We start from the raw sequence: 22,891 nt of genomic DNA on the forward strand, positions 1-22,891 counted from the left end.
CGGGCCCCTCGGCCGATGGCCGGCGGTAGGCGGGTAACGGGAGCCGTGCCGGCCGGACGGATCGCGCCGGCCCGCTCGGGCCGGGGCCGCGCCGGGACCGGTCGCGCCGGGTGGCCGCCGGAGCCGCCGGGTCGTCGCCTCACCTGATCGGGGCGCCGCCTGGGCCGGCTCCTGGGCCGCGTACCTCAGATGTCGAGGAAGCGCACGTCCTTGGCGTTGCGCTGGATGAACTCCCTCCGGGGCTCGACCTCCTCGCCCATGAGCACACTGAACAGTTCGTCCGCCTGGGCGGCGTCGTCGAGCTGCACCTGGAGCAGGACCCGGTTGTCGGGGTCCATCGTGGTGTCCCACAGCTCGTTGGCGTTCATCTCGCCGAGGCCCTTGAAGCGCTGGACGAGGTCGCGGGGACGGGGGTCGCGCTTGCCCGCGGCGACACCGGCCTCGATGATCGCGTCCCGCTCCGAGTCGGAGTAGGCGTAGTCGGCGTCCGAGCCCCGGGCATCCCACTTGATCTTGTAGAGCGGCGGCTGGGACAGGTACACGTGGCCGGCCTCGATCAGCGGCTTCATGAACCTGAACAGCAGGGTCAGCAGCAGCGTGTTGATGTGGTGGCCGTCGACGTCCGCGTCCGACATCAGGATGATCTTGTGGTAGCGCAGGCGGGAGATGTCGAACTCGTCGTGCACGCCGGTGCCGAGGGCGGTGATGATCGCCTGCACCTCGTTGTTCTTCAGGATCTTGTCGATCCTGGCCTTCTCCACGTTCAGGATCTTGCCGCGGATCGGCAGGATCGCCTGGAAGTGCGGGTTGCGGCCGCCCTTGGCCGAGCCGCCCGCCGAGTCGCCCTCGACGATGTACAGCTCCGACCGCGACGGGTCGGTGGACTGGCAGTCCGACAGCTTGCCGGGCAGCGACGTCGACTCCAGCAGGCTCTTGCGCCGGGTCAGGTCGCGCGCCTGCCGCGCCGCCACCCGCGCCCGCGCCGCCTGGGACGCCTTGTTGATGATCTCCTTGGCCTCGCCCGGGTTCTCCTCGAACCAGTCGCGCAGGTGCTCGTTGCACGCCTTCTGCACGAACGACTTGGCCTCGGTGTTGCCCAGCTTGGTCTTGGTCTGGCCCTCGAACTGCGGGTCGGCCAGCTTGATGGAGATGATCGCGGTGAGGCCCTCGCGGACGTCCTCGCCGGTGAGGTTGTCGTCCTTGTCGCGCAGCAGCCCCTTGTCGCGGGCGTACCGGTTGACGATCGTGGTCAGCGCCGCGCGGAACCCCTCCTCGTGGGTGCCGCCCTCGGCCGTGTTGATCGTGTTCGCGAACGTGTGGACGGACTCGGCGTAGGACGAGTTCCACTGCATCGCGATCTCCACCGACATGCCCTCGGTGTCGTCGCTGAAGTAGACCACCGACTCGTGGGCGGCGTCCTTGCGCGCGTTGATGTAGCGGACGAAGTCCTCGATGCCGCCCTCGTAGTGGTACTTGACCACATGAGGGGCACCCTCGCCCTCACCGTCGCTGTGCTCGGGGCGCTCGTCCTCCAGCGTGATGCTCAGCCCGCGGTTCAGGAACGCCATCTCCTGCATGCGGCGGGAGAGCGTCTCGAAGTTCCACTCGGTGGTCTCGAAGATCTCCGGGTCGGGCCAGAAGGTGATGCGGGTACCGGTCTCGCTGGTCTCCTCACCCTTGCGCAGCTCCGTCTCGGGCCCCTGCCAGGTATAGGACTGGCGCCACACGTGGCCGTCGACCTTGACCTCGGCCTCAAGCCGGCTGGACAGCGCGTTCACGACCGCCGACCCGACACCGTGCAGGCCGCCGGAGACGGCGTAGGACTTGCCGTCGAACTTGCCGCCCGCGTGCAGCGTCGTCAGCACCAACTCGATGGCCGGGCGTTTCTCCACCGGGTGCTCGCCGACCGGGATGCCGCGCCCGTTGTCGAGCACGCTGACACCGCCGTCCGCCATCAGTGTCACCACGATGTCGTCGGCGTAGCCGGCCAGGGCCTCGTCCACCGCGTTGTCCACGATCTCGTAGACAAGGTGGTGCAGACCACGCTCACCGGTCGACCCGATGTACATGCCCGGGCGTTTGCGAACCGCCTCAAGGCCCTCAAGGACAGTGATCGAACTAGCGTCGTACGCCAAAGGAGATCCTCCTGCCGGGGATGTCGGCCGCCCCCACGCCCGGGAGGGAGCGCGGTGTGCCCCGTAACACACATGGGGCGCCCTTGTGCTCTGTACGTGTCGGTAGAGCCCTGGGCGACCCATGGCGGCGCAGCATCCTGAACCCGAACCCAGTCTACCGGGTCACGCGGCGAAAAGTGGCACTCACGAGCGCTGTGTGCGCGTGTGGCGGCTTGGTGGGCCTGGAGCTGCATCCCCCCATAGCCCTAGGGGGGTTCTCTGGCCTACGGCGCGCTCGCTGCTGAACTCGTCGCCTGATGTCCCGAACAGATGTTCTCACCCGCCACCGACATTCGGTCACAGCGAGCTACCTACCTTTCTACCCGGCCCGGACGAGCCCGCCCGGCAGGCCGCTCGTCTGCGGTGCCCGTGCGCCGGGCCGCCGCCGCTTCGCGCTCGGCCCCCGCGAGGCGCGCCTTCAGCCCCGCCGGGGCCGTGCTCGCGACACCTGATCCCCCGTCTGCTGGGGCGACTGGCGCCGGGCGCGTCGAGCGGCCTGGTGCACGCGGGCACACATGCCCGGCCACAGGGTGTGGATAGCTGAGCGCGCGCATCGTGGCTAAGGCCACATCCGCTCAGTGACTACGGCCGGCGTGTACCCGCCTTCGGGGGTTGTGGGGATGGTTGTGGACAGCGGTCAGCGGACACGCCAGGCGCCGGTTCTGCGCGGGCCGGAAGAGGGGCCCACCACTTTGACGCGGCGGACGGTGCCGTGGCCGAGCTCCTCGTTCAGGCGCCGGACGAGTGTGGAGGACAGCAGGCGCAGCTGGGTCGCCCACGTCGTGGAATCGGCCGCGATGGTGAGGACGCCCTCCTCGAAGTGATCCGGACGGGTGTGCTCCGCCAGATCGGGGCCGACGATCCCGGCCCAGTTTCCGAAGACCCCGCCGACGGCGGCCCGCTGCTCCCACCCGCGCGAGGCCAGCAGCTCGCGGATCGCGGTGCCGAACTGCTTGGGGTCGCCCCCCCGGCCCGGTTCGCGGACACGGACCAGCTTGGTGTTCTTGCGCTTGTTCCCCTGGCCGGGGAGGGTGCCGCGCTTGAGCGCGTCCGCCTTCGCCTGGGCGAGCGCCTCCCTGGCCAACTCGATCCCCGACTTGCCCGAGGCCCCCGGCGAGTCCGCAGACTTCGGCGAGTCCGCAGACTCCGCACGGGCGCCGGACTCCGCACGGGCGCCGGACTCTGAACCGCTTCCCGGGCCTGAGGACGGCGGGGTCGGCGCCGACCGGGGGAGGTCGCCGGAGTTCGCTGGGGGAGTTCGCGGGTTCACGGGTTCGGGGGAGTTGTGCACATCCTGTGGATCGTCCGGCATGACACTCTCCTCACCGGTGTGGATCACTCACGAACGACCTGGCCGTCCGAGACGGTATACGAGCCTCCCGTCAGTTCGGACGGGACGTCCGCCGGAACGGCGGCCGTGATCAGGACCTGCTCGGCCGGGGCGACCATCTCGGCCAGGCGGCTGCGGCGGCCGACGTCCAGCTCGGCGAACACGTCGTCCAGGATCAGGACGGGGTCGTCGCCGTCCGCGCGGAGCAGGTCGAACGCGGCCAGCCGGAGGCCGAGGGCGAACGACCACGACTCGCCGTGGCTGGCGTAGCCGCGCGCGGGCAGCTCCCCCAGCCGCAGGACGAGTTCGTCCCGGTGCGGGCCGACCAGGCTGACGCCGCGCTCCAGCTCCTGTTTGCGGGAGTCCGCGACCACGGCGAGCATCCGCTCGGCGAGTTGTCCACGGTCTGTGGACAACTCCTCCTCGCCCAACGAGCTCTTGTAGCGCAGGTCCGCCGCGCCGCTCGCCGGTGCCAGGGCCTCGTACGCGCGCGCGACGAGGGGACGGAGCGCCGCCACGAGATCCAGCCGCGCGGCCAGCAGTTCGGAGCCCGTCCGCGCGAGGTGCGAGTCCCAGACGTCCAGCGTGGCGAGGACCTCGGGGCCGGGGGAGCGGCGGTGGGCGGCCGCCGACTTCAACAGGGCGTTGCGCTGCTTGAGGACGCGGTCGTAGTCGGCGCGGACGCCGGCGAAGCGCGGGGCGCGCAGCGTCAGCAGTTCGTCCATGAACCGCCGGCGCTCCCCCGGATCGCCTTTGACCAGGGCCAGGTCCTCGGGCGCGAACAGGACGGTGCGCAGCATCCCCAGGATCTCGCGGGGTCTCGGGATGGGGGACCGGTTGAGCCGGGCCCGGTTCGCCTTCCCCGGGTTGATCTCCAGCTCGATCAGCGCCTTGCGGTCGTCCTTCACCACACCGGCGCGGACGATCGCCCGGGGCGCGCCCTGCCGGACCAGCGGCGCGTCGGTCGACGCCCGGTGGCTGCCGTGCGTGGCGACGTACCCGATGGCCTCGACCAGGTTCGTCTTCCCCTGCCCGTTGGGCCCCACGAAGGCCGTGACCCCCGGCTCGATCGAGACCTCGGCGGTCGCGTACGAGCGGAAGTCCTGGAGCGAGAGGTGGGCCACGTGCACGGGACACGAGCGTAGAGCCTCCCGTCCACCACATGGCCCCTTCACCTCCGCCCGCTCCCGGCCGCCGCGTCGGCCACGGCACCCATTGTCCGGCGGATGGGCGGCGTCCGGCCGAGAAATCCACGCCTGTGGATAACTTGCCCGCGGTGTCGCTCCGTCCGGCCGGGCGAGGCGCCGAAGGGGCGGGTCGGGTCGACCGGTGACCGGCCGACCCGGGCCGGAGTGGGTCAGACCGGAGGCGGGGTCACGTCGGCACCGGGGGAGTCGGCGCCCTTGGCGGACTCGACCGCGTGGCCGCCGAACTGGTTGCGGAGGGCGGCGACCACCCGCATCGCGGGCGAGTCGTCCTGCCGGGAGGCGAAGCGGGCGAAGAGCGACGCGGTGATCGCCGGCAGCGGGACGGCGTGGTCGACGGCGGCCTGGACCGTCCAGCGGCCCTCGCCGGAGTCGTTGGCGTACCCGCGGATGTCGTCGAGCTCGGGATCACCGGCGAGCGCGCGGTTCAGCAGGTCCAGCAGCCAGGACCGGATGACCGTGCCCTCCTGCCAGCTGTGGAAGGTCGCGGGCACGTCGGTGACGATGTCGCTGGCCTCGATCAGCTCGTAGCCCTCGCCGAAGGCCTGCATCATCGCGTACTCGATGCCGTTGTGGACCATCTTGACGAAGTGCCCGGCGCCGACCTTGCCGGAGTGGACGAACCCGAACTCCCCCTCGGGCTTGAGGGTCTCGAAGACCGGCATGAGCCGCTTCACGTTGTCCTCGTCGCCGCCGACCATGAGGGCGTAGCCGTTCTCCAGCCCCCACACGCCGCCGCTGACACCGCAGTCCACGAAGCCGATGCCCTTGGCGGCGAGCTCCTCGCCGTGCTTCTGGTCGTCCACGTAGTGGGAGTTGCCGCCGTCCACGACGACGTCGCCCTGCTGGAGGATCTCCCCCAGCTTCTCGATGGTGTCGTGGGTGGGTTTGCCCGCGGGCACCATCACCCAGACGGCGCGCGGGGGCGACAGCCGCTCGACGAGCTCCTCCACCGAGCCGACATCGCTGACGCCGGGATCGCGGTCGTAGCCGACGACGGTGTGGCCGCCCCGGCGCAGTCGCTCGGCCATGTTGCCGCCCATCTTGCCCAGGCCGATGATCCCAAGCTCCATGCTCACTCCCCTGTACGTACGTGCTGCGCGGGTTCCGCGGGGGCGGTTCCCCTGCGGATCGGTCGTTCCCGGGTATTGCCCCAGGATCGGGCCTTACCCAGACAACCGCACAGGCATGATCAGATAACGGTAGTTCGGGTTCTCGCCGTCCTGCGGCGGCTTGCCGGTGAGGACGGCGGGCTTGGTCGGGGTGGTGAAGGAGAGCCTGGCGACGTCCGAGCCGATCGCCGAGAGCCCGTCGAGCAGGAACTGCGGGTTGAAGGCGATGTCGATGTCCTCGCCCTCCAGCGTCGCCTCAAGCGCCTCGACGGCCTGGGCCTCGTCCCCGGTCCCGGCCTCCAGGACGACCTCTCCCTGGCTGAATGAGAGCCGCACGGGGGTGTTCCGCTCGGCGACGAGGGACACGCGCTTGACGGCCTCGATGAACGGGCCCGTCTGGATCTCGGCGAGCCCCGCGTACTCGCTCGGCAGCAGCGACCGGTACTTGACGAAGTCGCCGTCCAGCAGCCGCGAGGTCGTGCGGCGGCCGCCGCCCTCGAAGCCGATCATGCCCTCGCCGGCGCCGCCCGTCCCGGCGAGCGCGATCGAGACCTCCGCACCGGCCGTCAGCGACTTGGCGGTGTCGGCGAGGGTCTTGGCCGGGACGAGCGCGACGGCGGAGAAGTCCGGGCGCTCCGGCTTCCAGTGCAGTTCGCGGACGGCAAGCCGGTAGCGGTCGGTGGAGGCGAGCGTGACGGTCTCCCCCTCGATCTCCACACGGACACCGGTGAGCATGGGGATGGTGTCGTCCTTGCCCGCCGCGATGGCGACCTGGGCGACGGCGGCCGCGAACTCGTCGCTGCCCACGGCGCCCGCCGCCGGAGGCATCTCCGGCAGGGTCGGGTAGTCCTCCACAGGCATGGTGAGAAGTGTGAACTTCGCACTGCCGCAGCGGAGCATCACCTTCGCCCCGTCCGTCGTCACCTCCACAGGGTGGGGAGGAAGGCTGCGGGAGATCTCGGCGAGCAGGCGCCCCGACACCAGGGCGGTCCCCGCCTCCTCCACGTCGATCTCCGTGGAGACCTGCGCGGAGACCTCGTAGTCGAACGCGGAGAGCTTCAACCGGTCGCTGTTGCCCTCACCCCCGGCCACGATGTGCATGCCCGCCAGGACCGGGACGGGGGGACGGACCGGGAGCGTGCGCGCGGTCCAGGCGACGGCGTCGGCGAGGGCGTCTCTGTCGATGCGGAACTTCAAGGGGACCCGCCTCCTGCAGGTTTCGGACAAGGGTGAGGTGGAGAGATCTCGGTCGGCGCACCCGGGGCACGTTGTCCCCAGGCCCTGACTTGAGATGGATCTTTTCTTGAGTAGAGAAGTAGTGCAGTACTAGTCATAGGGGCCGTGGATAGTGTGGATATCACGCATCGTCCCAGGTGAGAGTGCGAATCCTCATCCACCGGGGCTGTGCATGACCCGTGGACGACGCGACGGCGCCTGAGGACGACGGATCCGTCCCCACACGTCATCCCCATGTCTTCCCCCGGTTGTCCACGAGTTCTCCGCAGGTTCTCCCGGTGCGACGCGGCCTCCGGTGACAATGGCGGGTGATCGCCGTGGTCGTCCCCAGGCCGTCCCCAGGAAGTCCCCAGGCTGTCCACGAGTTCGTCCCCATGATGCCGGGCGGCCGTCCCCAGCCGGTCCACAATCCATCCACGAGTCGTCCTCAGGTTGTCCGCAGGTTTTCCCCTGGCTTATCCACGGAGATCCCCAGGGTTTTCCCCAGGCTGTGAATTGCGATCCCCGTGGTCTGTCGCGTTTTCCGGTATTTCCTCCTGCTTCGGGACGGGCGGACCCGGCCCCCACCGGCCCTGTCACGGCCGCCGCGTGCACCTGCGAGCTTTCCACAACCGGGGAGCGGGCGTTCACGCGCCGTCCACAAGCCTCCGATGATCTCCGATGGCGTGCCGGAGCGTTGTCCACAGGGTGTTGATCAGCGCTTGCGGGCCTGGTGCTTGATGCGCCCCGTCAGCTCGGTGACCTGGTTGTAGATGGCGCGGCGCTCGGCCATCAGCGACCGGATCTTGCGCTCGGCGTGCATGACCGTCGTGTGGTCGCGTCCGCCGAACTGCTGGCCGATCTTGGGGAGCGACAGCTCCGTCAGCTCCCTGCACAGGTACATCGCGATCTGCCGCGCGGTCACGAGCATCCGCGAGCGCGACGGCCCGCAGAGGTCCTCGATCGTCGTCCCGAAGTACTCGACCGTCTGCGCCATGATCATCGCCGCGGTGATCTCCGGACCCGAGTCGTTGGGGATGAGGTCCTTCAGGACGATCTCCGCCAGCTTCATGTCCACCGACTGACGGTTCAGGCTCGCGAACGCCGTCACCCGGATCAGCGCGCCCTCCAGCTCGCGGATGTTCGTCGCGATCTGGGAGGCGATGAACTCCAGCACGTCGGGCGGCGCGGCCAGGCCCTCCTGGCGCGCCTTCTTCTGCAGGATCGCGATCCGCGTCTCCAGCTCGGGCGGCTGCACGTCGGTCGTCAGCCCCCACTCGAAGCGGTTGCGAAGTCGGTCCTCCAACGTCACCAGCTCCTTGGGCGGACGGTCACTGGAGATCACGATCTGCTTGCTCGCGTTGTGGAGCGTGTTGAAGGTGTGGAAGAACTCCTCCTGCGTCTGCTCCTTGCCCTCAAGGAACTGGATGTCGTCGACGAGAAGGATGTCCACGTCTCGGTAGCGGCGCCGGAAACCGTCCGCCTTGCCGTCGCGGATCGAGTTGATGAAGTCGTTCGTGAACTCCTCGGAGCTCACATAGCGGACACGCGCGCCATTGAAGAGGCTCTGCGCGTAATGCCCGATCGCGTGGAGAAGGTGCGTCTTGCCGAGACCGGAGTCGCCGTAGATGAACAGCGGGTTGTAGGCCTTGGCGGGCTGCTCGGCGACCGCGACGGCCGCCGCGTGCGCGAACCGGTTCGAGGAGCCGATGACGAACGTCTCGAACGTGTACTTCGGGTTGAGGCGCGCATGCTCGGACGCCCCGGAGGAACTCGTGTCGCTCGACGCCCCGGGGCCGCCGGGGGCGCCCGCAGGGATACCGGGGCCGCTCTGCACGGGGCTGGCGCTGGGAACACCGCCACCGGTACCGGTGCCAGGGCCGCGCGTTTCGGGGGGCTCCTCGTCCCGGAAGCCGGCCTCACCGCGGTAGGGCTCGTCCGCCCTGTACTGGTCCTCTGAGCGGTACTGCTTCTCCGACCTGTACTGGTCCGAGGGCCCTTTGCTCTGGTACGGGTCCTCGGGATGCCCCAGTGGGGGCTCGCCAACGCCGTGCTGGTTCTCCGGCCCCTGCGGTTCAGCTCTGCCTGGACGGAGCGGGCCGAGCGTCCGGTCGTTCAGGTGGGACGGCGCATGCGGTGGCCGTCCGGGAGGCTCGCCGCTGTACGTTTCCGGCCCGGTGCCGTAGTTCTCCGGGCCGTACCCCTCCGAACCACCAGGGGGGCGTCCGCGACCGCTCGGGTAGCCCTGGCCGCCGCGTCCGTCGTAGGGGGCGCCTCGTCCTCCATACGCGGGCGGACGAGGCGCGGGCGGATAGGCACCGCCATGCTCGGCGTCCCGTTGCGGCCATCCACGGTCCTCGTCCCCCTGTGGATATCCACCGGGGCCCCCGGGGTTGTGGGTAACTCCTGACTGGGGCCTGTAAGGCTGCTCCGGATAGGGACGCTGCTCTCCGTAGGAGGGCTCTGTGTAGGAGCGGTCCCGGTCGTGCTCGTCGTGGGGACGTTCGCCATATGCGGAGTCGTGGACCGGCGCCGCCAGAGGCTCGGCCCCGCCTCCCCCGGGCGGTTCCGGCTGGACGGTCACCGCGACACGGATCTCCCTGCCGAGCTCATGCGAAAGCGCCTGGGTGATCAGGTTGCGCAGCCGTGTTTCCAGGGCGTCCTTGGCGAATTCGTTGGGCGCGGCGAGGAGCGCCGTCCCTTCCACAAGGGCCAGGGGCCGGACCATCGGCAGCCATGCTCGGTAGCTGGGAGACAGGTCGCTCTCAGCCAGTGCGGTGAGGGTGCGGGCCCAGACCGATCCGAGATCCTGACCGTCCATGCGCAAGGTCCCCTCCCCACAACTCCGCCGAACGGAGTACCTGACTGCCCAGCTCTCCCACGGGATGCGGCCCGCCTCGTTGGGCCCGGCCGCGACGCGGAAGACTTACTCTCTCACGAGTTGTCCACAGAGTTGTCCACATGCTGTGCATGAACATGGGGCGCCCTGTGTAAAAGCCCGCGACGCGGGCCCGGACAGATGAGAACGGGGGCGCTCCCCAGCCGACTGAACGGCCAATGAAGAGGAGCGAATCTGGGGGGTGTCTGAAGCGGAGTGGTGGACGAACGCCGACCTTCGGATCCTTCATCAGGAGCGTCGGCTCGCCCGGGAGACCCTAACGCTGCCCGCCGCCGTCCGCAACACGACCACCCCCAGCCACCCACACCCCACCACCGCATCGAGGTTCGACGAACAACCCCAGACACCCCCACCAACCAGCGCTCCCCCAACACAGAATCACGACAGACCCGACCACACCAGCGTTGGGGACGAACGGCGTGCTGAGGGGCCGACGAGCCGTCCCCCAATGACGAGGCCAGAACGCCAGCAGGCGACCCCGAGGGCGACGCAGGCAGGCGGCGCGGCGTCCCAAGGCGATCGTTACAGCGGCAGGGGCGCCCAGCGCCACACGACGCGACACGGCGCCCGGACCATCACGACGCGCTCGCCAACGATGCAGAAGACGACACGAGTCGCTAGCGACGAGCAGCAGATGTCGGCGGCCCCGATGAGGCGGTCGCCATGGCCTAGAGGACGCCAGGAGAGGTAGCGCAGCGACCGAGCGCAATCCACAGAGCCAGCAGTGACCAACGGCAGCGACAGCGGAATGCCGGGCCAGCGGCCGACAAGCAGCGACCGATGGCAGCCGGAGGCGACGGCATCACGCGGTGAGGCGGGCGAAAGGCGGGGCGAAACGCCGCTAGCCGCATAAGTCGTCGGTGCTGAACACGGACGGCGGCGCGGAGAACCGTGGCAGGGGGCGGCGGCACGCGTGACGGCGGCGACATCTAGCAACGACTACGGAGGTCGCGCGGCCCACGAAGTCGGGGCAACCGCAGGGCGATTCCCGGTGGTGGCGGCGCCAAATGGCGGGTGCGGTGCTGAACTATCGGCAGCCGTCCAGCACTGTGAACGACGGCCACGGGGGCGAGGACGCGCCGTTTCGCAGCAGGATTCCGCCACGCGCCGCCGCGTCCCCGCCGGCTGGCAGCAAGACGACTCGCCGTCGCGGGCGACGAGGCGACGAGCGGGCCCGGGTGGCCGACCACCGGCGGCGCGGTGGCTGGTGCGACGGGCGCGAGACAGGATGCGACGGCGAGGCGACACGACCAGCCGTGGTCGACGGGCGACGCCGAGGCAGGGACGGGTCGCCGGGAGCCCTGACGCGCCAGACAGGACGCGTCCCGGAAGAGGCGACGGAAGCTCCGACACGGCCAGGCAGGACGCGCTCCAGACGGGGCAGTGAAGCTCTGCGCGGTCAGGCAGGACGCGCTCCAGACGGGGCAGTGAAGCTCTGCGCGGTCAGGCAGGACGCGCCCCAGACCGGGGGGAAACTCCGGCGCGGTCAGGCGGGTCGCGCCGGACGGGGCGGCGGGAGCTCTGGCGCGGTAAGGCACGTCCGCCGGACGGGGCAGCGGGAGCTCTGGTGCGGTCAGGCGGGTCGCGCCGGATGGGGCAGGGAGAGAGCTGGCGCGGTAAGGCAGGTCCGCCAGACGGGCTAGTAGCGACGAGCATCGGGTGATCAGGTGATGTCCTCGGCCAGCAGCTACTGACAGCGGCGGGAGAATGCCGCATGGACCTCGCATGGACCTGGCGGGGACCTGGCGGGGGCCTGGCGGGGGCCTGGCGGGGGCCTGGCGGGGGCCTGCGGGCGTTGTAGTGGTGATGGCGCGGTGCGGGCGACGGGGGTGGGCCCCGATACGGCCAGGTGGGTCGTGCAGCGCGACGAGGTCGTCGGCCGCCGCGACTGATGACGGAGTGGAGAGCCAGGGCCGGGCGACGCCCGCGCGTCGCTATTGGCTGAGGCCCGCGACGGCGGCGGTTGAGCGGTGCGCGAAGGCGCACTTGCGACGCGACTCCTGAGGACAGTGGCGCGGCCCAATGTCGGGGGCGCACTACACGACAGCGACGCGGGCAGGCGACAGGGCGACCATCGGTTGGCCGGTGTCTTCGGCACGTGCGGCGCGCGGGTCGTCCAGCTCTTGGTTTGGCCGCGCGGGGGTGGCGAGGAACAGACGCGGGAATCGCTCAGCGAGCCCTGCGCCCAGGGACGCGCCGGTAGCTGGTGGCGAAGGCCGTGCCGGTGGGCGCCAGCGGTTCCTGGTGGTCTGCGACGACGCCCTGAGGAGATGACGAGGGCGGGTGCTGGAGCGGGTAGCCGGCTGGGTGCTGGGGGGCGGGTGAGTCGGGTATGGCGCGTTGGTTTGGTGGAGTGCGACGCGGTGAGCGGTGTGGCGACGTGTTGGGAGGGGCGGTGGAGGTGGCGTTGGCGGATCGGGGCGGCGGGCGGGGTTCGCTCCGTTTGACCGCATGGGCGGGTAACCCGTAACGTTCTGAGGTCGAGTCGCATCGATGGAGCTGACGCGTGCCCGCCGGCTGCCCCTCCTGGGAAGCACGGGTGGGCCCCCGCTGCGGGGGACCAGACGCGACCCTCGGTGCGAGTTATCGAGCCCTTGAAGACGAACCGACCGCAGCACTGGAGCCTCAGGTGAGCAAGCGTACTTTCCAGCCGAACAACCGTCGTCGCCACAAGAAGCACGGCTTCCGGCTGCGCATGCGTACCCGCGCCGGGCGCGCCATCCTCTCCGGGCGGCGTGGCAAGGGCCGCGCCCGCATCGCGGTCTGATCGACCTCTCTCAATGCTGCCGTCCGGGAACCGGATGCGGCGGCGGGACGACTTCACGTTGGCCGTCCGGCGCGGTCGCCGCGCCGGACGGCCCAATGTCGTCGCTCACCTGCTTCCACCGGACGAGGGTGCCGAAGCGGTGCCCCCGTTGGTCGGATTCATCGTGTCGCGGACGGTCGGGAACGCCGTGGTCCGCAACTCGGTGCGGCGCAGGCTCCGGCACCTGGTGCGGCGGCAACTGGACCGACTCCCAGCGGGTAGCCTGCTCGTAGTGCGCGCCAACCCCGCAGCGGGGAAGGCGCGTCCTGACGAACTGGCCGCGGATCTGGAGTCGGCGCTCGATCGGCTGCTGCGGCCCGCGTCCAAGGGGCGAAGATGAGGAGTCGGCAGGGGGGCTCGTTCCCCTCGCAGCACCCGGTGGGGGCACCAGGCCCCGTGGCCAGGGTGCTGATCCTTCTCGTCCGCGCCTACCGCCGCTTCTTGAGTCCCCTGCTCGGGCAGCAGTGCCGATTCCAGCCCACATGCAGCGCGTACGGCCTGGAGGCGCTCCAGACGCACGGCGCGCCGCGCGGAACGTGGCTGATCGTCCGCCGGATCGGCCGGTGCCATCCCTTCCACCCCGGAGGCTATGACCCGGTGCCGCCGAAGAAGGCGGCCGGTGCGCATTTCTCCGGGGGGCCTGGAGGGTCGGCCTCCCAGTCGCTGTCCGCGGCGGCTTCTTCGAACTCCGGCCGCGAGGAGAGCGGTCCCGCCCTAGCAGAGCCCAAGGAGCTGCCCGGTGCTTGATTGGCTGTACGAGATCGTCGCTCAGCTCATCGTGTGGATTCACACGGCGCTGAGCACCGTCGTCCCCAAGGACAGTGGTTGGGCCTGGGGCGGCTCGATCATTCTGCTGACCGTCCTGCTGCGGCTGGCGATGGTCCCCCTCTTCGTGAAGCAGATCCACGCCTCGCGGAAGATGCAGGAGCTCAACCCCAAGGTCCAGGCGCTGCGCAAGAAGTACAAGAACGACAAGCAGCGCCTCAACCAGGAGGTCATGAAGCTCTACCAGGAGAACGGCGCCAACCCGCTCTCCGGCTGCCTTCCGCTGCTGGTGCAGATGCCGGTGTTCATCGGTCTGTTCCAGACGCTCAAGCGGATCTCGGACGCGAAGGAAGGCCACGACGTCTTCGCGCTCAAGTGGGATCTGGTCGAGAGCGCCCAGAACGCGAACATCTTCGGTGCCCACATCCCGGACACCTTCCTCAACGCCTGGGGCGCCGACCCCAAGAGCTGGACAGCGATCATCGTCACGGCCATAGCCGTGGTGATCAGCTCCTGCACCACGTTCTTCACCGTCCGGGCCAGCATGAAGCGCCAGCCCGTCACCGACGACGCCAACCCGATGATGCAGGCGCAGAAGATGATGGTCTTCCTGGCGCCCCTGTTCGGTCTCTTCGGTCTCGGCTTCCCCCTCGGTGTTCTCATGTACTGGGTGACGTCCAACAGCTGGACGCTCGCCCAGCAGCACTACATCTACAAGCGGTACCCACCGCTCAGCACGACGGGCGACGCGAACGGCACCCCCGCGAAGGGCGCCCCGCCCAAGGGCGGCCCGGCGAAGGGCAAGGCCGCCGGTACCAAGACGGCCGGGTCAAAGGCCGCTCCCGCCGCCTCCGGAGTCAAGGCGAGGCTCAAGAAGGAGACGGCTCCGGAGCCCGAGCCCGAGGACACCAAGGCCAAGGTCGTCCGCAACCAGCCGACCCGCAAGTCGCGCAGCAAGCGCAGCGGTAGCCAGAAGCGCTAGTTTGAACCCCGAGCCCGTGCCCGAGAAGGAGATCCCGTTGAGCCAGACCGACACCACCGAGGTCGACGTCCAGGCGCTCGAACAGGAAGGCGAGATCGCCGCCGACTACATCGAGGGCCTGCTGGACATCGGTGACTACGACGGCGACATCGACATGGACGTCGAGGGCGAGCGCGCGATCGTCGCGGTCGTCGGCGCTTCCCTGGACGAGCTGGTCGGCAAGCGCGGCGAGGTCCTGGAGGCGCTGCAGGAGCTGACCCGGCTCGCCGTGCACCGCCAGACGGGCAACCGGACCCGCCTCATGCTCGACATCGGCGGCTACCGCGAACGCCGCCGCGCCGAGCTGACCAAGCTGGGCACGGACGTCGCCGACGAGGTCAAGCAGGCCGGCGAGCCCAAGCCGCTCGCCCCGATGACCCCGTTCGAACGCAAGATCGTTCACGACGCGATCGCCGCCGCCGGGCTCCGCAGCGAGTCCGACGGGGAGGAGCCCGACCGCTACGTGGTCGTCTACCCCGCCTGAGGACGTGGCGCCGCCCGTTTGATCCATGACGGCGGGCGGGCTCGCCTTCGTTCGAGCGGGATCGGTTCTCCACCGACCGACCTGGCGAAGAAGGTCCAAGAGTTCGGCCTATCATCCGCAGCTCCCTTCGCGGCCCCGGCACCACCTGCCGGGGCCGTTCGCATTTCATGCTTCCGTGCTGGGGAGGCGGAGAGAAGTGGAACGAGGTTCTGTGGATAAGAGCTGCCCAGGGCCGTCCTCGTGGCGGTCGTCCGACGGATCTCCTGGCGGTCGTCGGGTCGCCGCTGTTTTGGTGATTCGGGCGGCTTGCGGGCGCTGAGGCCCTTGTTCTGGGCGGGGAGAAGCGGCTGGTTTGTCCCGGAGCCCGAGGCCCTGTCACCCGTTGTCTTGTGGCAGCGGGACGAGCGCGCCCCCCGACGACGAACGCGTCCGTGGGAGCCCTCATCGGCAGTTGTCTCAGGAGCTTCGCGGATGTTGAGCAGCTTCACCGCGTCTGACGGGGTGGCGGTGCGATGGCGCCGAAGGAGATGTCGTACTGGGCTCGGGTGTCTGCTCGGCGGGGCGTCGAACGACGCGTTCCGGCTGGTCGCTGATGGCCCGGCGGGACCATGCGGTCCCGGGGCGGGGCGTGAACGGAATGGCGGGTTGGCCGGCTCTGTCGATGGCAGAGCAGTACCGGTTGTCCGTGGCTCACGTTGGCGCGACCTGATCGCCGCCGCGCTGGCTGTGCCGTGTGCCCGCGCTGGAAACGCGTGTCGGGTCCTCAGGAACCCGGAAGCGAGGGCTTCGTGACGCTGCCGTGGGCGTAAGCAGGCAGTTCCTGAGCTGAGACGCTCGCTAGCGCTCGGTGTGTCGCGGACGGAGGCGACACACCGAGCGAGCGCTAGGTCCTACCGCCGCCGTTGGTGCGGTGTGCGGTCGTCGGACAGTAGGGGCCGCCTGTTCCCCCCCGCCGGATCCTGCGCGAGCGAGGGATCCTGCGCCCTCGCAGGGTCCTGGGCGAAGGAAGGGTCCTGCTCCACCTGGCCGTGCGGGGTTACCTCGTCCACTGGATGCTCGATCACGCGTTCGATCCGCGTGACGGGCCCACCCGCGGCGGGCGGGGGATCCTGGACGATGTGCTCCTCGCGGACGATCGTGCCCGGCTCGTCGCCATATGCCGGGTCCGTCCCGACGACCCGGCCGGCGCGACGCCGAGGACGGGTGTACGCCAGGGTGAAACCCATGCTGATCAAGCCGACCAGGATCAGGATCCATCCGACCAGGTGAATATCGAGTCCGCTGAGATCGACGCGAAGGGCGAACGCGAGGATCGCACCGAGGGCGATGAACGCGAGACTGACTCCGATTCCCATGTGCCAAGCTCCTTCCGGGGGCAGGCGCCGGTGACACCGACCCTTCCTGTACCCGGTGGACGGCGAATATGCCGACGGGTGTGTGGTTCTGACCATGTGGGAAGGGCCGCCCCGTCTCTGGGCTGGGACGTTTCGTGTGTACGTCCGCGCCGGTTTTTGTGGAACGATTCGTACGGTGGGGACTGCACGGGAGGTATTCGGTGACGCGCTTCCGATCGCGGAGCGCTACGCGGCGTTCCTTGCCAACGCCGGCGTCGAGCGGGGCCTGATCGGGCCGCGCGAGGTCGACCGGCTCTGGGAACGGCACCTGATCAACTGCGCGGTGGTGGCCGAGGCGATCCCGGACGGAGCGCAGGTCGTGGACGTCGGCTCGGGTGCCGGGCTGCCGGGGATCGTCCTCGCGATCGTCCGCCCTGACCTGCGGGTCACGCTGCTGGAACCCCTGCTGCGCCGCACGACCTTCCTGAACGAGTGCGTCGAGCTGCTCGGGCTGCCGAATGTCGAGGTCCGGCGGGCGCGGGCCGAGGAGGTGGTCGAGGAGTTCTCGATGGACGTCGCCACCGCGCGGGCCGTGGCCCCCCTCGACCGGCTCGCGAAATGGGCGCTTCCGCTGCTGCGTCCGGGTGGGGAACTGCTGGCCCTCAAGGGCGAACGCGCCGCGGCGGAGCTGGAGGAGGCGCGTCCCGTACTGAAGCGGTTCGGTGTGCGGACCTCCGAACTGCTTCAAGTGGGGCGCGGTATGGTCGATCCGCCGACAACGCTCGTCCGCGTGGTCACCGACCGGGAGGTCGTCCGGGACGGAGCGGTCGGGCGACAACAACGCGCGCCCCGGCGCGCTAAAGCGTCGAGGAAGAGGTCTTCATGAGCACGGGACCAGGACGGGGCTGGCCTGACCGCGCCGACGAATCCCCCGACGATCAGGCGCCCGCCCAGGCCGACGGGCCTGGGCGGTCTGAGCCCGCCGGTCCTGGCGGAGTGGCTGGGGCGGCCGGACAAGCCGGGCCTTCTGGTCAGACCGGCCCGGCTGAGACCGTCGGCCCTCAGGCCGCGAGTGGCCAGGAGCAGGGTGTCCCCGGGCAGATCGTCCAGGAGAACGGCAGTTCCGGGACGCCGGGGGAGCCGGGGTCGGGCACTGCTCCGTCCGGGCACGCAATGTGGGGCAATACGACGTCCGGGACCGCGGAGAACGTCGGTTATGTACCGACACATGCCGGCGCTCAGCCGCCGTCGGGTCCGCGCAAGGGACCATCTCAGGGGGAGTCAGAACTCGTGCGCGAGGCGCTCAAGGACGCCAAGGTTTCACGTGAAACACCGGCTGGCACGCTCAAGATGATGTCGGGCCGCAGGGAGAAGGAGTGGCCCCGGCCGGATCACTGCCGGATCATCACGATCGCCAACCAGAAGGGCGGGGTGGGCAAGACCACCAGCTCGGTGAATCTCGCCGCGTCCCTCGCGATGCACGGCGCCCAGGTGCTCGTGGTCGACCTCGACCCGCAGGGGAACGCCTCCACCGCCCTCGGGGTCGAGCACCATGCCGAGATCCCGTCCATCTATGACGTGCTGATCGAGGACGCGGCGCTGGCCGACATCGTCGTCCCGGCACCCGAGATCCCTAATCTCTTCTGCGCTCCGGCGACGCTCAACCTCGCCGGCGCGGAGATCGAACTCGTCTCCAAGGTCGCCCGCGAGTCCCGGCTGCGCCGCGCGCTGGAGGCGTACGAGACCGAGAAGTTTCACTATGTGCTGATCGACTGTCCCCCGTCGCTCGGCCTGCTCACGGTCAACGCGCTCGTCGGTGGCGACGAACTGCTCATCCCGATCCAGTGCGAGTACTACGCGCTGGAGGGCCTCGGCCAGCTGGTCCGCACCGTCGATCTCGTCAAGGCGCACCTGAACCCGAGGCTGAGCGTCTCGACGATCCTGCTCACGATGTACGACGCCCGGACGCGCCTCGCCGCCCAGGTCGCGGAGGACGTCCGGAACCACTTCGGTGACGTCGTCCTCAACACCGTGATCCCCCGCAGCGTTCGGGTCTCCGAGGCACCGAGCTACGGGCAGTCGGTCATGACCTACGATCCCGGGTCGAGCGGCGCGCTCGCCTACAGTGAGGCCGCGTCGGAGATGGCGCACCAAGGGGCGACCAAGTGAGCCAGCAGCGACGCGGTCTGGGCAAGGGCCTCGGGGCACTCATCCCCCCCGCCCCGCCTCCCCCGGTGGCGGAAGAACTGGGCGGTGCGGGCGAACCGGGCCTGCCCGGCGGTCCGCACAGCACGGGTTCGGATGCCGGTCCGGAGATGAAGACGGTCGCCGGAGCCCATTTCGCCGAGCTGCCCCTCCGGTCGATCACGGTCAACCCGCGGCAGCCTCGCGAGCACTTCGACGAGCAGGCGCTGGAGGAGCTCGCCGAGTCGATCGGCATCGTCGGACTGCTCCAGCCGATCGTGGTCCGCAGGGCGGACCTGGAGAAATACGACTACGAGCTGATCATGGGCGAGCGCCGGTTGCGCGCGTCCGAGATGGCCGGGTTGGACGTCATCCCGGCGATCGTCCGCGACACAGGCGACAACGACCTGCTCCGTGACGCGCTCATGGAGAACCTTCACCGGCAGCAGCTCAACCCGCTGGAAGAGGCGGCCGCCTACCAGCAACTGCTCCAGGACTTCGGCGCCACGCACGAGCAGCTCGCCAGCCGGATCGGGCGCTCCCGCCCGCACATCACGAACACGCTGCGGCTGCTGAACCTGCCGCCGGCCGTGCAGCGCCGCGTCGCGGCCGGCGTCCTGTCCGCAGGGCACGCCCGTGCGCTGCTGTCGCTCGACAGCGTCGAGGCGCAGGAGCACCTGGCGCAGCGGATCGTCCAGGAGGGGTTGTCCGTCCGGGCGCTGGAAGAGCTCATCGCGCTGCGCGAGGTGGACGAGGAGCCGAAGGCTCCGCGGCAGGGGCGCCGCAGGCAGCCCGTCGCACCGGCCCTGAAGGAACTCGCCGACCGGCTCTCCGACCGCTACGACACGCGCGTCCGGGTGGATATGGGCCGCAATAAGGGAAAGATCGTGGTCGAGTTCGCCACCCTGGAGGACCTGGACCGCATCATCAAGTCGATGGCGCCGGACGACGAGCCCGATGGCGAGGGACTGAACGGATCGGCGTGACACGGCGCGGCAGCGCTACATGAGCGTCCCGGGGCGGCTGCGCCTTGGGGCGCTCTTCCTTTGGTGCTCCGATCGCGATGGCTGTCCGACGGGGCGGGGTGATCGGCGGCTCTGCTGCCGGACGCTTGGAAGAGGGGCCTCGGGGCGAACCGGTAAGCGAGGCCAGTTCGGCTGTGACGTAGGACGGCGCTTCTCGATGCGTGGTTGGTGGCGGTGGCCATCGCCGGACGACGCGTGTCAACGAGCTGAGGCGGCGCGGGTGAAGTCGCGAACGAACCACCGCTAAGAACGGCAGGGCTGCTCCGGCGGAGCATACGTGGGCATATCGGTGATCGAGCGGAGCTGGCGCGCCCAGCGTCAGCCATGGGCTTCGGCGGTGTCCTGGTAGGCGAACGGGACTTCGGCGGTGGCCTGTAGGCGAACACGCGTGCCCGCGTTGCCACCGGGCCCACCTAGGCCGGGAGCGTCTACGGCTGCGTGCTCCTAGCTGATGCACGCTGTCCGACTGATGACCGACGTTGGTGGGCAGGGTGGCTAAGCCTTCCGTGTGACGACTCAAGCCGTCCACAGGCGATGGCGTCGGTGGGGTCGACCGAGCGCGAGGCGAGCCAGGTTGCCTACAGAGGGATGCCGGACGCAGGTCTGGATAGAAGCACTCTGGTGGATGGCGCCTGTGGGCGGTGGCGGGGGCGCCAAGGGGGCGCGATCGCATCCGACATCAAGTGGCCGACATGCGCGACGCGGCTGAGGGGCTGCCTGCGTTTGCGTGGCGCGTAGTGGCTTTCGATGGGCGAGCAGCCGGACGCACACGTAGGGAGCTTCGATGCGTGTTCAGGTCGGCCGACCCGGAGCGGCGGGGCAAGAGTCCGCGCGGGCATCTTCAGCCGGGCGATCGTCTACGACTCGGAGGTCGCATGCCGACGTGCATCGGCGCCCTAACCGCCTCCCCCGCGTGCATCCGGCGCGTCCCAACACCGAGGTTGGCGTTCGGGCACCGCTACGCGTCACACCATGCGGCGGCGTTCAGCAGACTCGAAGCCCCCGATGTTTCACGAGAAACATCGGGGGCTAGACGGCGGGCTGCTTAGAAGCGGGCGAGGATCAGGTCTCGGCAGACCTCGCCGAGGTCGAGGCCGGCGACACTGACGGCGCGGGGGAGAAGGCTCGTCTCCGTCATGCCGGGGGCGACGTTGACTTCGAGGAAGTGGACCTCGCCGTCCTCGTCGACGATGAGGTCCGTCCGGGAGAGGTCGCGTAGGCCGAGCGCGCGATGGGCGGTCACGGCGGCGGCGGTCGCGCGTTCGGCGGCCTCGGGGGCGAGGCGCGCGGGGGTGACGAACTCGGTGTCGCCGGCGTCGTAGCGGGCGGTGTAGTCGTACTTGCCGCCGGGTGCGACGATCTCGACGGCGGGGAGCGCGGTCGGCCGGCCGTGGCGTTCGATGACGCTGACCGAGACCTCGGTGCCGGAGACGCAGCGCTCCACAAGTGCGGCGTCGCCGTAGGCAAAGCAGCCGACCATGGCGGCCGAGAGGTCCGAGGCCTCGTTGACGATGGACGCGCCGAGCGCCGAACCGCCACGGGTGGGCTTGACGAAGAGCGGAAGCCCAAGGCTGCGGACGATCTGGTCCAGGACGGACGCGGCGCCGAGATCGTGAAAGACCTCCTTGGGCAGCGCGACCGACTCGGGGGTCCGTAGTCCCGCGCGGCGGACGACGGACTTGGCGGTCGGCTTGTCCCAGGCGACCCGGCACGCATCGGGGCGGGCGCCGACATAGCGGATGTCGAGGAGTTCGAGGACGTCGCGGATCGAGCCGTCCTCCCCCGCGGCGCCGTGCAGTACTGGGAAGACCGCGTCCGGCGGATCGTCGGTCAGCGAGTCGAGGAGGGTGGCGTCGGCGTCGCGAAGCTCGACGGGGATGTCGAGGGTGCGCAGGGCCTCCGCGACGCGTCGTCCGGAGCGAAGCGAGACCTCGCGCTCATAGGACAGTCCCCCGGCGAGTACGACGACATGCCCGAGTTCCAATGCAGTTGCCCTTCAGACGAATGAAAACGCGCCGGGGCATCCCCGACGCGTTTCACGTGAAACATAGGGTTCAGACGACGTCCGGCCCCGGGGTGTGAACACCGGTGGAGCCGCAACGAGCCGCCCCACCGAAAGTGTCCCGCAGCTTGATCTCCTGTTCCACCACCGCCGCCAGACGCCGGACTCCCTCGCGGATGCGGTGAGGCTCGGGGAAGCAGTAGGACAGCCGCATGTGGCGGTGCCCGCCACCGTCGGCGTAGAAGCCGGTGCCGGGGACGTAGGCGACGCGGTCGGCGATCGCGCGTGGCGCCATCGCCTTGGAGTCGAGCCCTTCGGGGAGCGTCAGCCAGACGAAGAAGCCACCGGCGGGACGCGTCCAGGAGCAGCCGTCCGGCATGAGCTGGTCGAGGGACGCCAGTATCGCATCGCGTCGCGCCCGGTAAAGCTCTCGGAAGTCCTTGATCTGCTCACGCCATGGCTGGGTTGCGAGGTACTCGCGGACGGCGAGCTGCGAGAAGTTCGACGGGCACAGGATCGCGGACTCGGCGGCCAGGACCAGCTTCGCGCGGACGGCGTGCGGCGCCAGCACCCAGCCGACGCGGAGGCCGGAGGCGATCGTCTTGGAGAAGGATCCGAGGTAGATGACGCGCTCGGCCTCGTCCGCGCGGAGGGCGCGCATGGGTTCGCCGTCGAACCCGAGGAGGCCGTACGGGTTGTCCTCGACGATCAGTACGTCGTACTCGGCGCAGATCTCAAGGATCTGGGCGCGACGGGCCGGGGTGAGGGTGACGCCGGCCGGATTCTGGAACGTCGGGACGGTGTAGAGGAACTTGACCCGGCGGCCTTCCCTGCGAAGGCGGTCGAGGGTCTCGCGGAGCGCGGACGGGATGAGGCCGCCCTCGTCCAGGGGGACGTGGACGACGTCCGCCTGATACGCGGCGAATGTGCCGAGCGCACCGACATAGGACGGCGCCTCGGCGAGGATCACGTCGCCCGGATCAATGAAGATCTTCGTGATGAGGTCGAGGGCCTGCTGCGCGCCGACCGTCACGACCACGTCGTCCGCGGACGCCTGGACACCTTCGAGGGCCATCACCTCGCAGATGTGCTCGCGCAGCGTCTCGTCACCCTGCGCCGAGCCGTACTGCAGCACCTCCGCGCCCTTGCCCGCGACGAGGTCGCCGATCATCGCGCCGACCGCGTCGAGGGGGAGCGCCGAGACGAAGGGCGCGCCACCCGCGAGGGAGACGACCTCCGGGCGGGCGACCATCGCGAACAGAGCCCGGATCTCCGACGGGACCATGCCGGCGGCACGGGCGGCGTAGCGATCGGTGTAGGCATCTGTCCGCGAGT

17 protein-coding genes are annotated in these 22,891 nt (G+C 69.8%); 8 read left to right on the plus strand and 9 right to left on the minus strand.

What is annotated here, in order from left to right; translation table 11 throughout:
- Positions 1 to 185: 185 nt before the first annotated feature.
- The 6 genes from gyrB to dnaA form a co-directional block, all read right to left on the minus strand.
- Entirely contained in the window at positions 186 to 2,135 is a 1,950-nt protein-coding gene (gyrB, locus tag GNZ18_RS14895) for a DNA topoisomerase (ATP-hydrolyzing) subunit B (RefSeq protein WP_156217094.1), read from the minus strand.
- A 676-nt stretch (positions 2,136 to 2,811) separates the two neighbouring features.
- Positions 2,812 to 3,258 (minus strand): DciA family protein, encoded by a 447-nt coding sequence (locus tag GNZ18_RS14900; protein ID WP_246249879.1) that lies wholly within the window; start codon positions 3,256 to 3,258, stop codon positions 2,812 to 2,814.
- A 251-nt stretch (positions 3,259 to 3,509) separates the two neighbouring features.
- Positions 3,510 to 4,634, minus strand: a complete 1,125-nt coding sequence (gene recF, locus GNZ18_RS14905) for a DNA replication/repair protein RecF (protein ID WP_214615699.1) — start codon at positions 4,632 to 4,634, stop codon at positions 3,510 to 3,512.
- A gap of 227 nt (positions 4,635 to 4,861) precedes the next feature.
- On the minus strand, positions 4,862 to 5,782 hold the full coding sequence (gnd, locus tag GNZ18_RS14910; protein ID WP_156217096.1) for a phosphogluconate dehydrogenase (NAD(+)-dependent, decarboxylating): 921 nt from the start codon (positions 5,780 to 5,782) through the stop codon (positions 4,862 to 4,864).
- A gap of 93 nt (positions 5,783 to 5,875) precedes the next feature.
- Positions 5,876 to 7,018, minus strand: coding sequence for a DNA polymerase III subunit beta (dnaN, locus tag GNZ18_RS14915; protein ID WP_156217097.1), 1,143 nt, complete (start codon positions 7,016 to 7,018; stop codon positions 5,876 to 5,878).
- A 733-nt stretch (positions 7,019 to 7,751) separates the two neighbouring features.
- A complete protein-coding gene (gene dnaA, locus GNZ18_RS14920; protein WP_156217098.1) occupies positions 7,752 to 9,857 on the minus strand; it encodes a chromosomal replication initiator protein DnaA in 2,106 nt (701 codons plus the stop codon).
- 2,707 nt (positions 9,858 to 12,564) lie between these two features.
- On the opposite strand from dnaA, the gene rpmH reads away from it, so the two are divergent.
- The 5 genes from rpmH to GNZ18_RS14945 are packed head-to-tail and all read left to right on the plus strand — an operon-like array spanning position 12,565 to position 15,011.
- Positions 12,565 to 12,702, plus strand: coding sequence for a 50S ribosomal protein L34 (rpmH, locus tag GNZ18_RS14925; RefSeq protein WP_131736510.1), 138 nt, complete (start codon positions 12,565 to 12,567; stop codon positions 12,700 to 12,702).
- A 34-nt stretch (positions 12,703 to 12,736) separates the two neighbouring features.
- Positions 12,737 to 13,081: a ribonuclease P protein component gene (gene rnpA, locus GNZ18_RS14930; protein WP_246249902.1), complete on the plus strand. Its 345-nt coding sequence runs from the start codon at positions 12,737 to 12,739 to the stop codon at positions 13,079 to 13,081.
- Positions 13,078 to 13,488, plus strand: a complete 411-nt coding sequence (gene yidD / locus GNZ18_RS14935) for a membrane protein insertion efficiency factor YidD (RefSeq protein ID WP_156217100.1) — start codon at positions 13,078 to 13,080, stop codon at positions 13,486 to 13,488. The genes rnpA and yidD overlap by 4 nt, the downstream gene beginning before the upstream one ends.
- A complete protein-coding gene (gene yidC, locus GNZ18_RS14940) occupies positions 13,481 to 14,488 on the plus strand; it encodes a membrane protein insertase YidC (protein ID WP_214615696.1) in 1,008 nt (335 codons plus the stop codon). Before yidD ends, yidC begins: the two co-directional genes overlap by 8 nt.
- Before the next feature lie 37 nt (positions 14,489 to 14,525).
- Positions 14,526 to 15,011 (plus strand): Jag family protein, encoded by a 486-nt coding sequence (locus GNZ18_RS14945; protein ID WP_156217101.1) that lies wholly within the window; start codon positions 14,526 to 14,528, stop codon positions 15,009 to 15,011.
- An 890-nt stretch (positions 15,012 to 15,901) separates the two neighbouring features.
- Here GNZ18_RS14945 and GNZ18_RS14950 read toward each other — a convergent pair.
- On the minus strand, positions 15,902 to 16,366 hold the full coding sequence (locus GNZ18_RS14950) for a DUF6458 family protein (RefSeq protein ID WP_156217102.1): 465 nt from the start codon (positions 16,364 to 16,366) through the stop codon (positions 15,902 to 15,904).
- Between the two features lie 175 nt (positions 16,367 to 16,541).
- On the opposite strand from GNZ18_RS14950, the gene rsmG reads away from it, so the two are divergent.
- The 3 genes from rsmG to GNZ18_RS14965 all read left to right on the plus strand — a co-directional run bounded on the left by rsmG (position 16,542) and on the right by GNZ18_RS14965 (position 19,515).
- Entirely contained in the window at positions 16,542 to 17,231 is a 690-nt protein-coding gene (gene rsmG, locus GNZ18_RS14955; protein WP_312874535.1) for a 16S rRNA (guanine(527)-N(7))-methyltransferase RsmG, read from the plus strand.
- A gap of 404 nt (positions 17,232 to 17,635) precedes the next feature.
- On the plus strand, positions 17,636 to 18,514 hold the full coding sequence (locus GNZ18_RS14960; RefSeq protein ID WP_372492314.1) for a ParA family protein: 879 nt from the start codon (positions 17,636 to 17,638) through the stop codon (positions 18,512 to 18,514).
- Positions 18,511 to 19,515, plus strand: coding sequence for a ParB/RepB/Spo0J family partition protein (locus GNZ18_RS14965; RefSeq protein WP_214615694.1), 1,005 nt, complete (start codon positions 18,511 to 18,513; stop codon positions 19,513 to 19,515). Before GNZ18_RS14960 ends, GNZ18_RS14965 begins: the two co-directional genes overlap by 4 nt.
- A 1,084-nt stretch (positions 19,516 to 20,599) precedes the next feature.
- On the opposite strand, the gene GNZ18_RS14970 is transcribed toward GNZ18_RS14965, so the two are convergent.
- Both GNZ18_RS14970 and GNZ18_RS14975 read right to left on the minus strand, forming a co-directional pair.
- Positions 20,600 to 21,538, minus strand: coding sequence for a D-alanine--D-alanine ligase family protein (locus tag GNZ18_RS14970; RefSeq protein WP_156217104.1), 939 nt, complete (start codon positions 21,536 to 21,538; stop codon positions 20,600 to 20,602).
- A gap of 70 nt (positions 21,539 to 21,608) precedes the next feature.
- Positions 21,609 to 22,841: an aminotransferase-like domain-containing protein gene (locus GNZ18_RS14975; protein WP_156217536.1), complete on the minus strand. Its 1,233-nt coding sequence runs from the start codon at positions 22,839 to 22,841 to the stop codon at positions 21,609 to 21,611.
- Between the last annotated feature and the right edge of the window lie 50 nt (positions 22,842 to 22,891).

The sequence above is a fragment of the Actinomadura litoris genome, assembly GCF_009733595.1.
GTDB classification, from domain to species: domain Bacteria; phylum Actinomycetota; class Actinomycetes; order Streptosporangiales; family Streptosporangiaceae; genus Spirillospora; species Spirillospora litoris.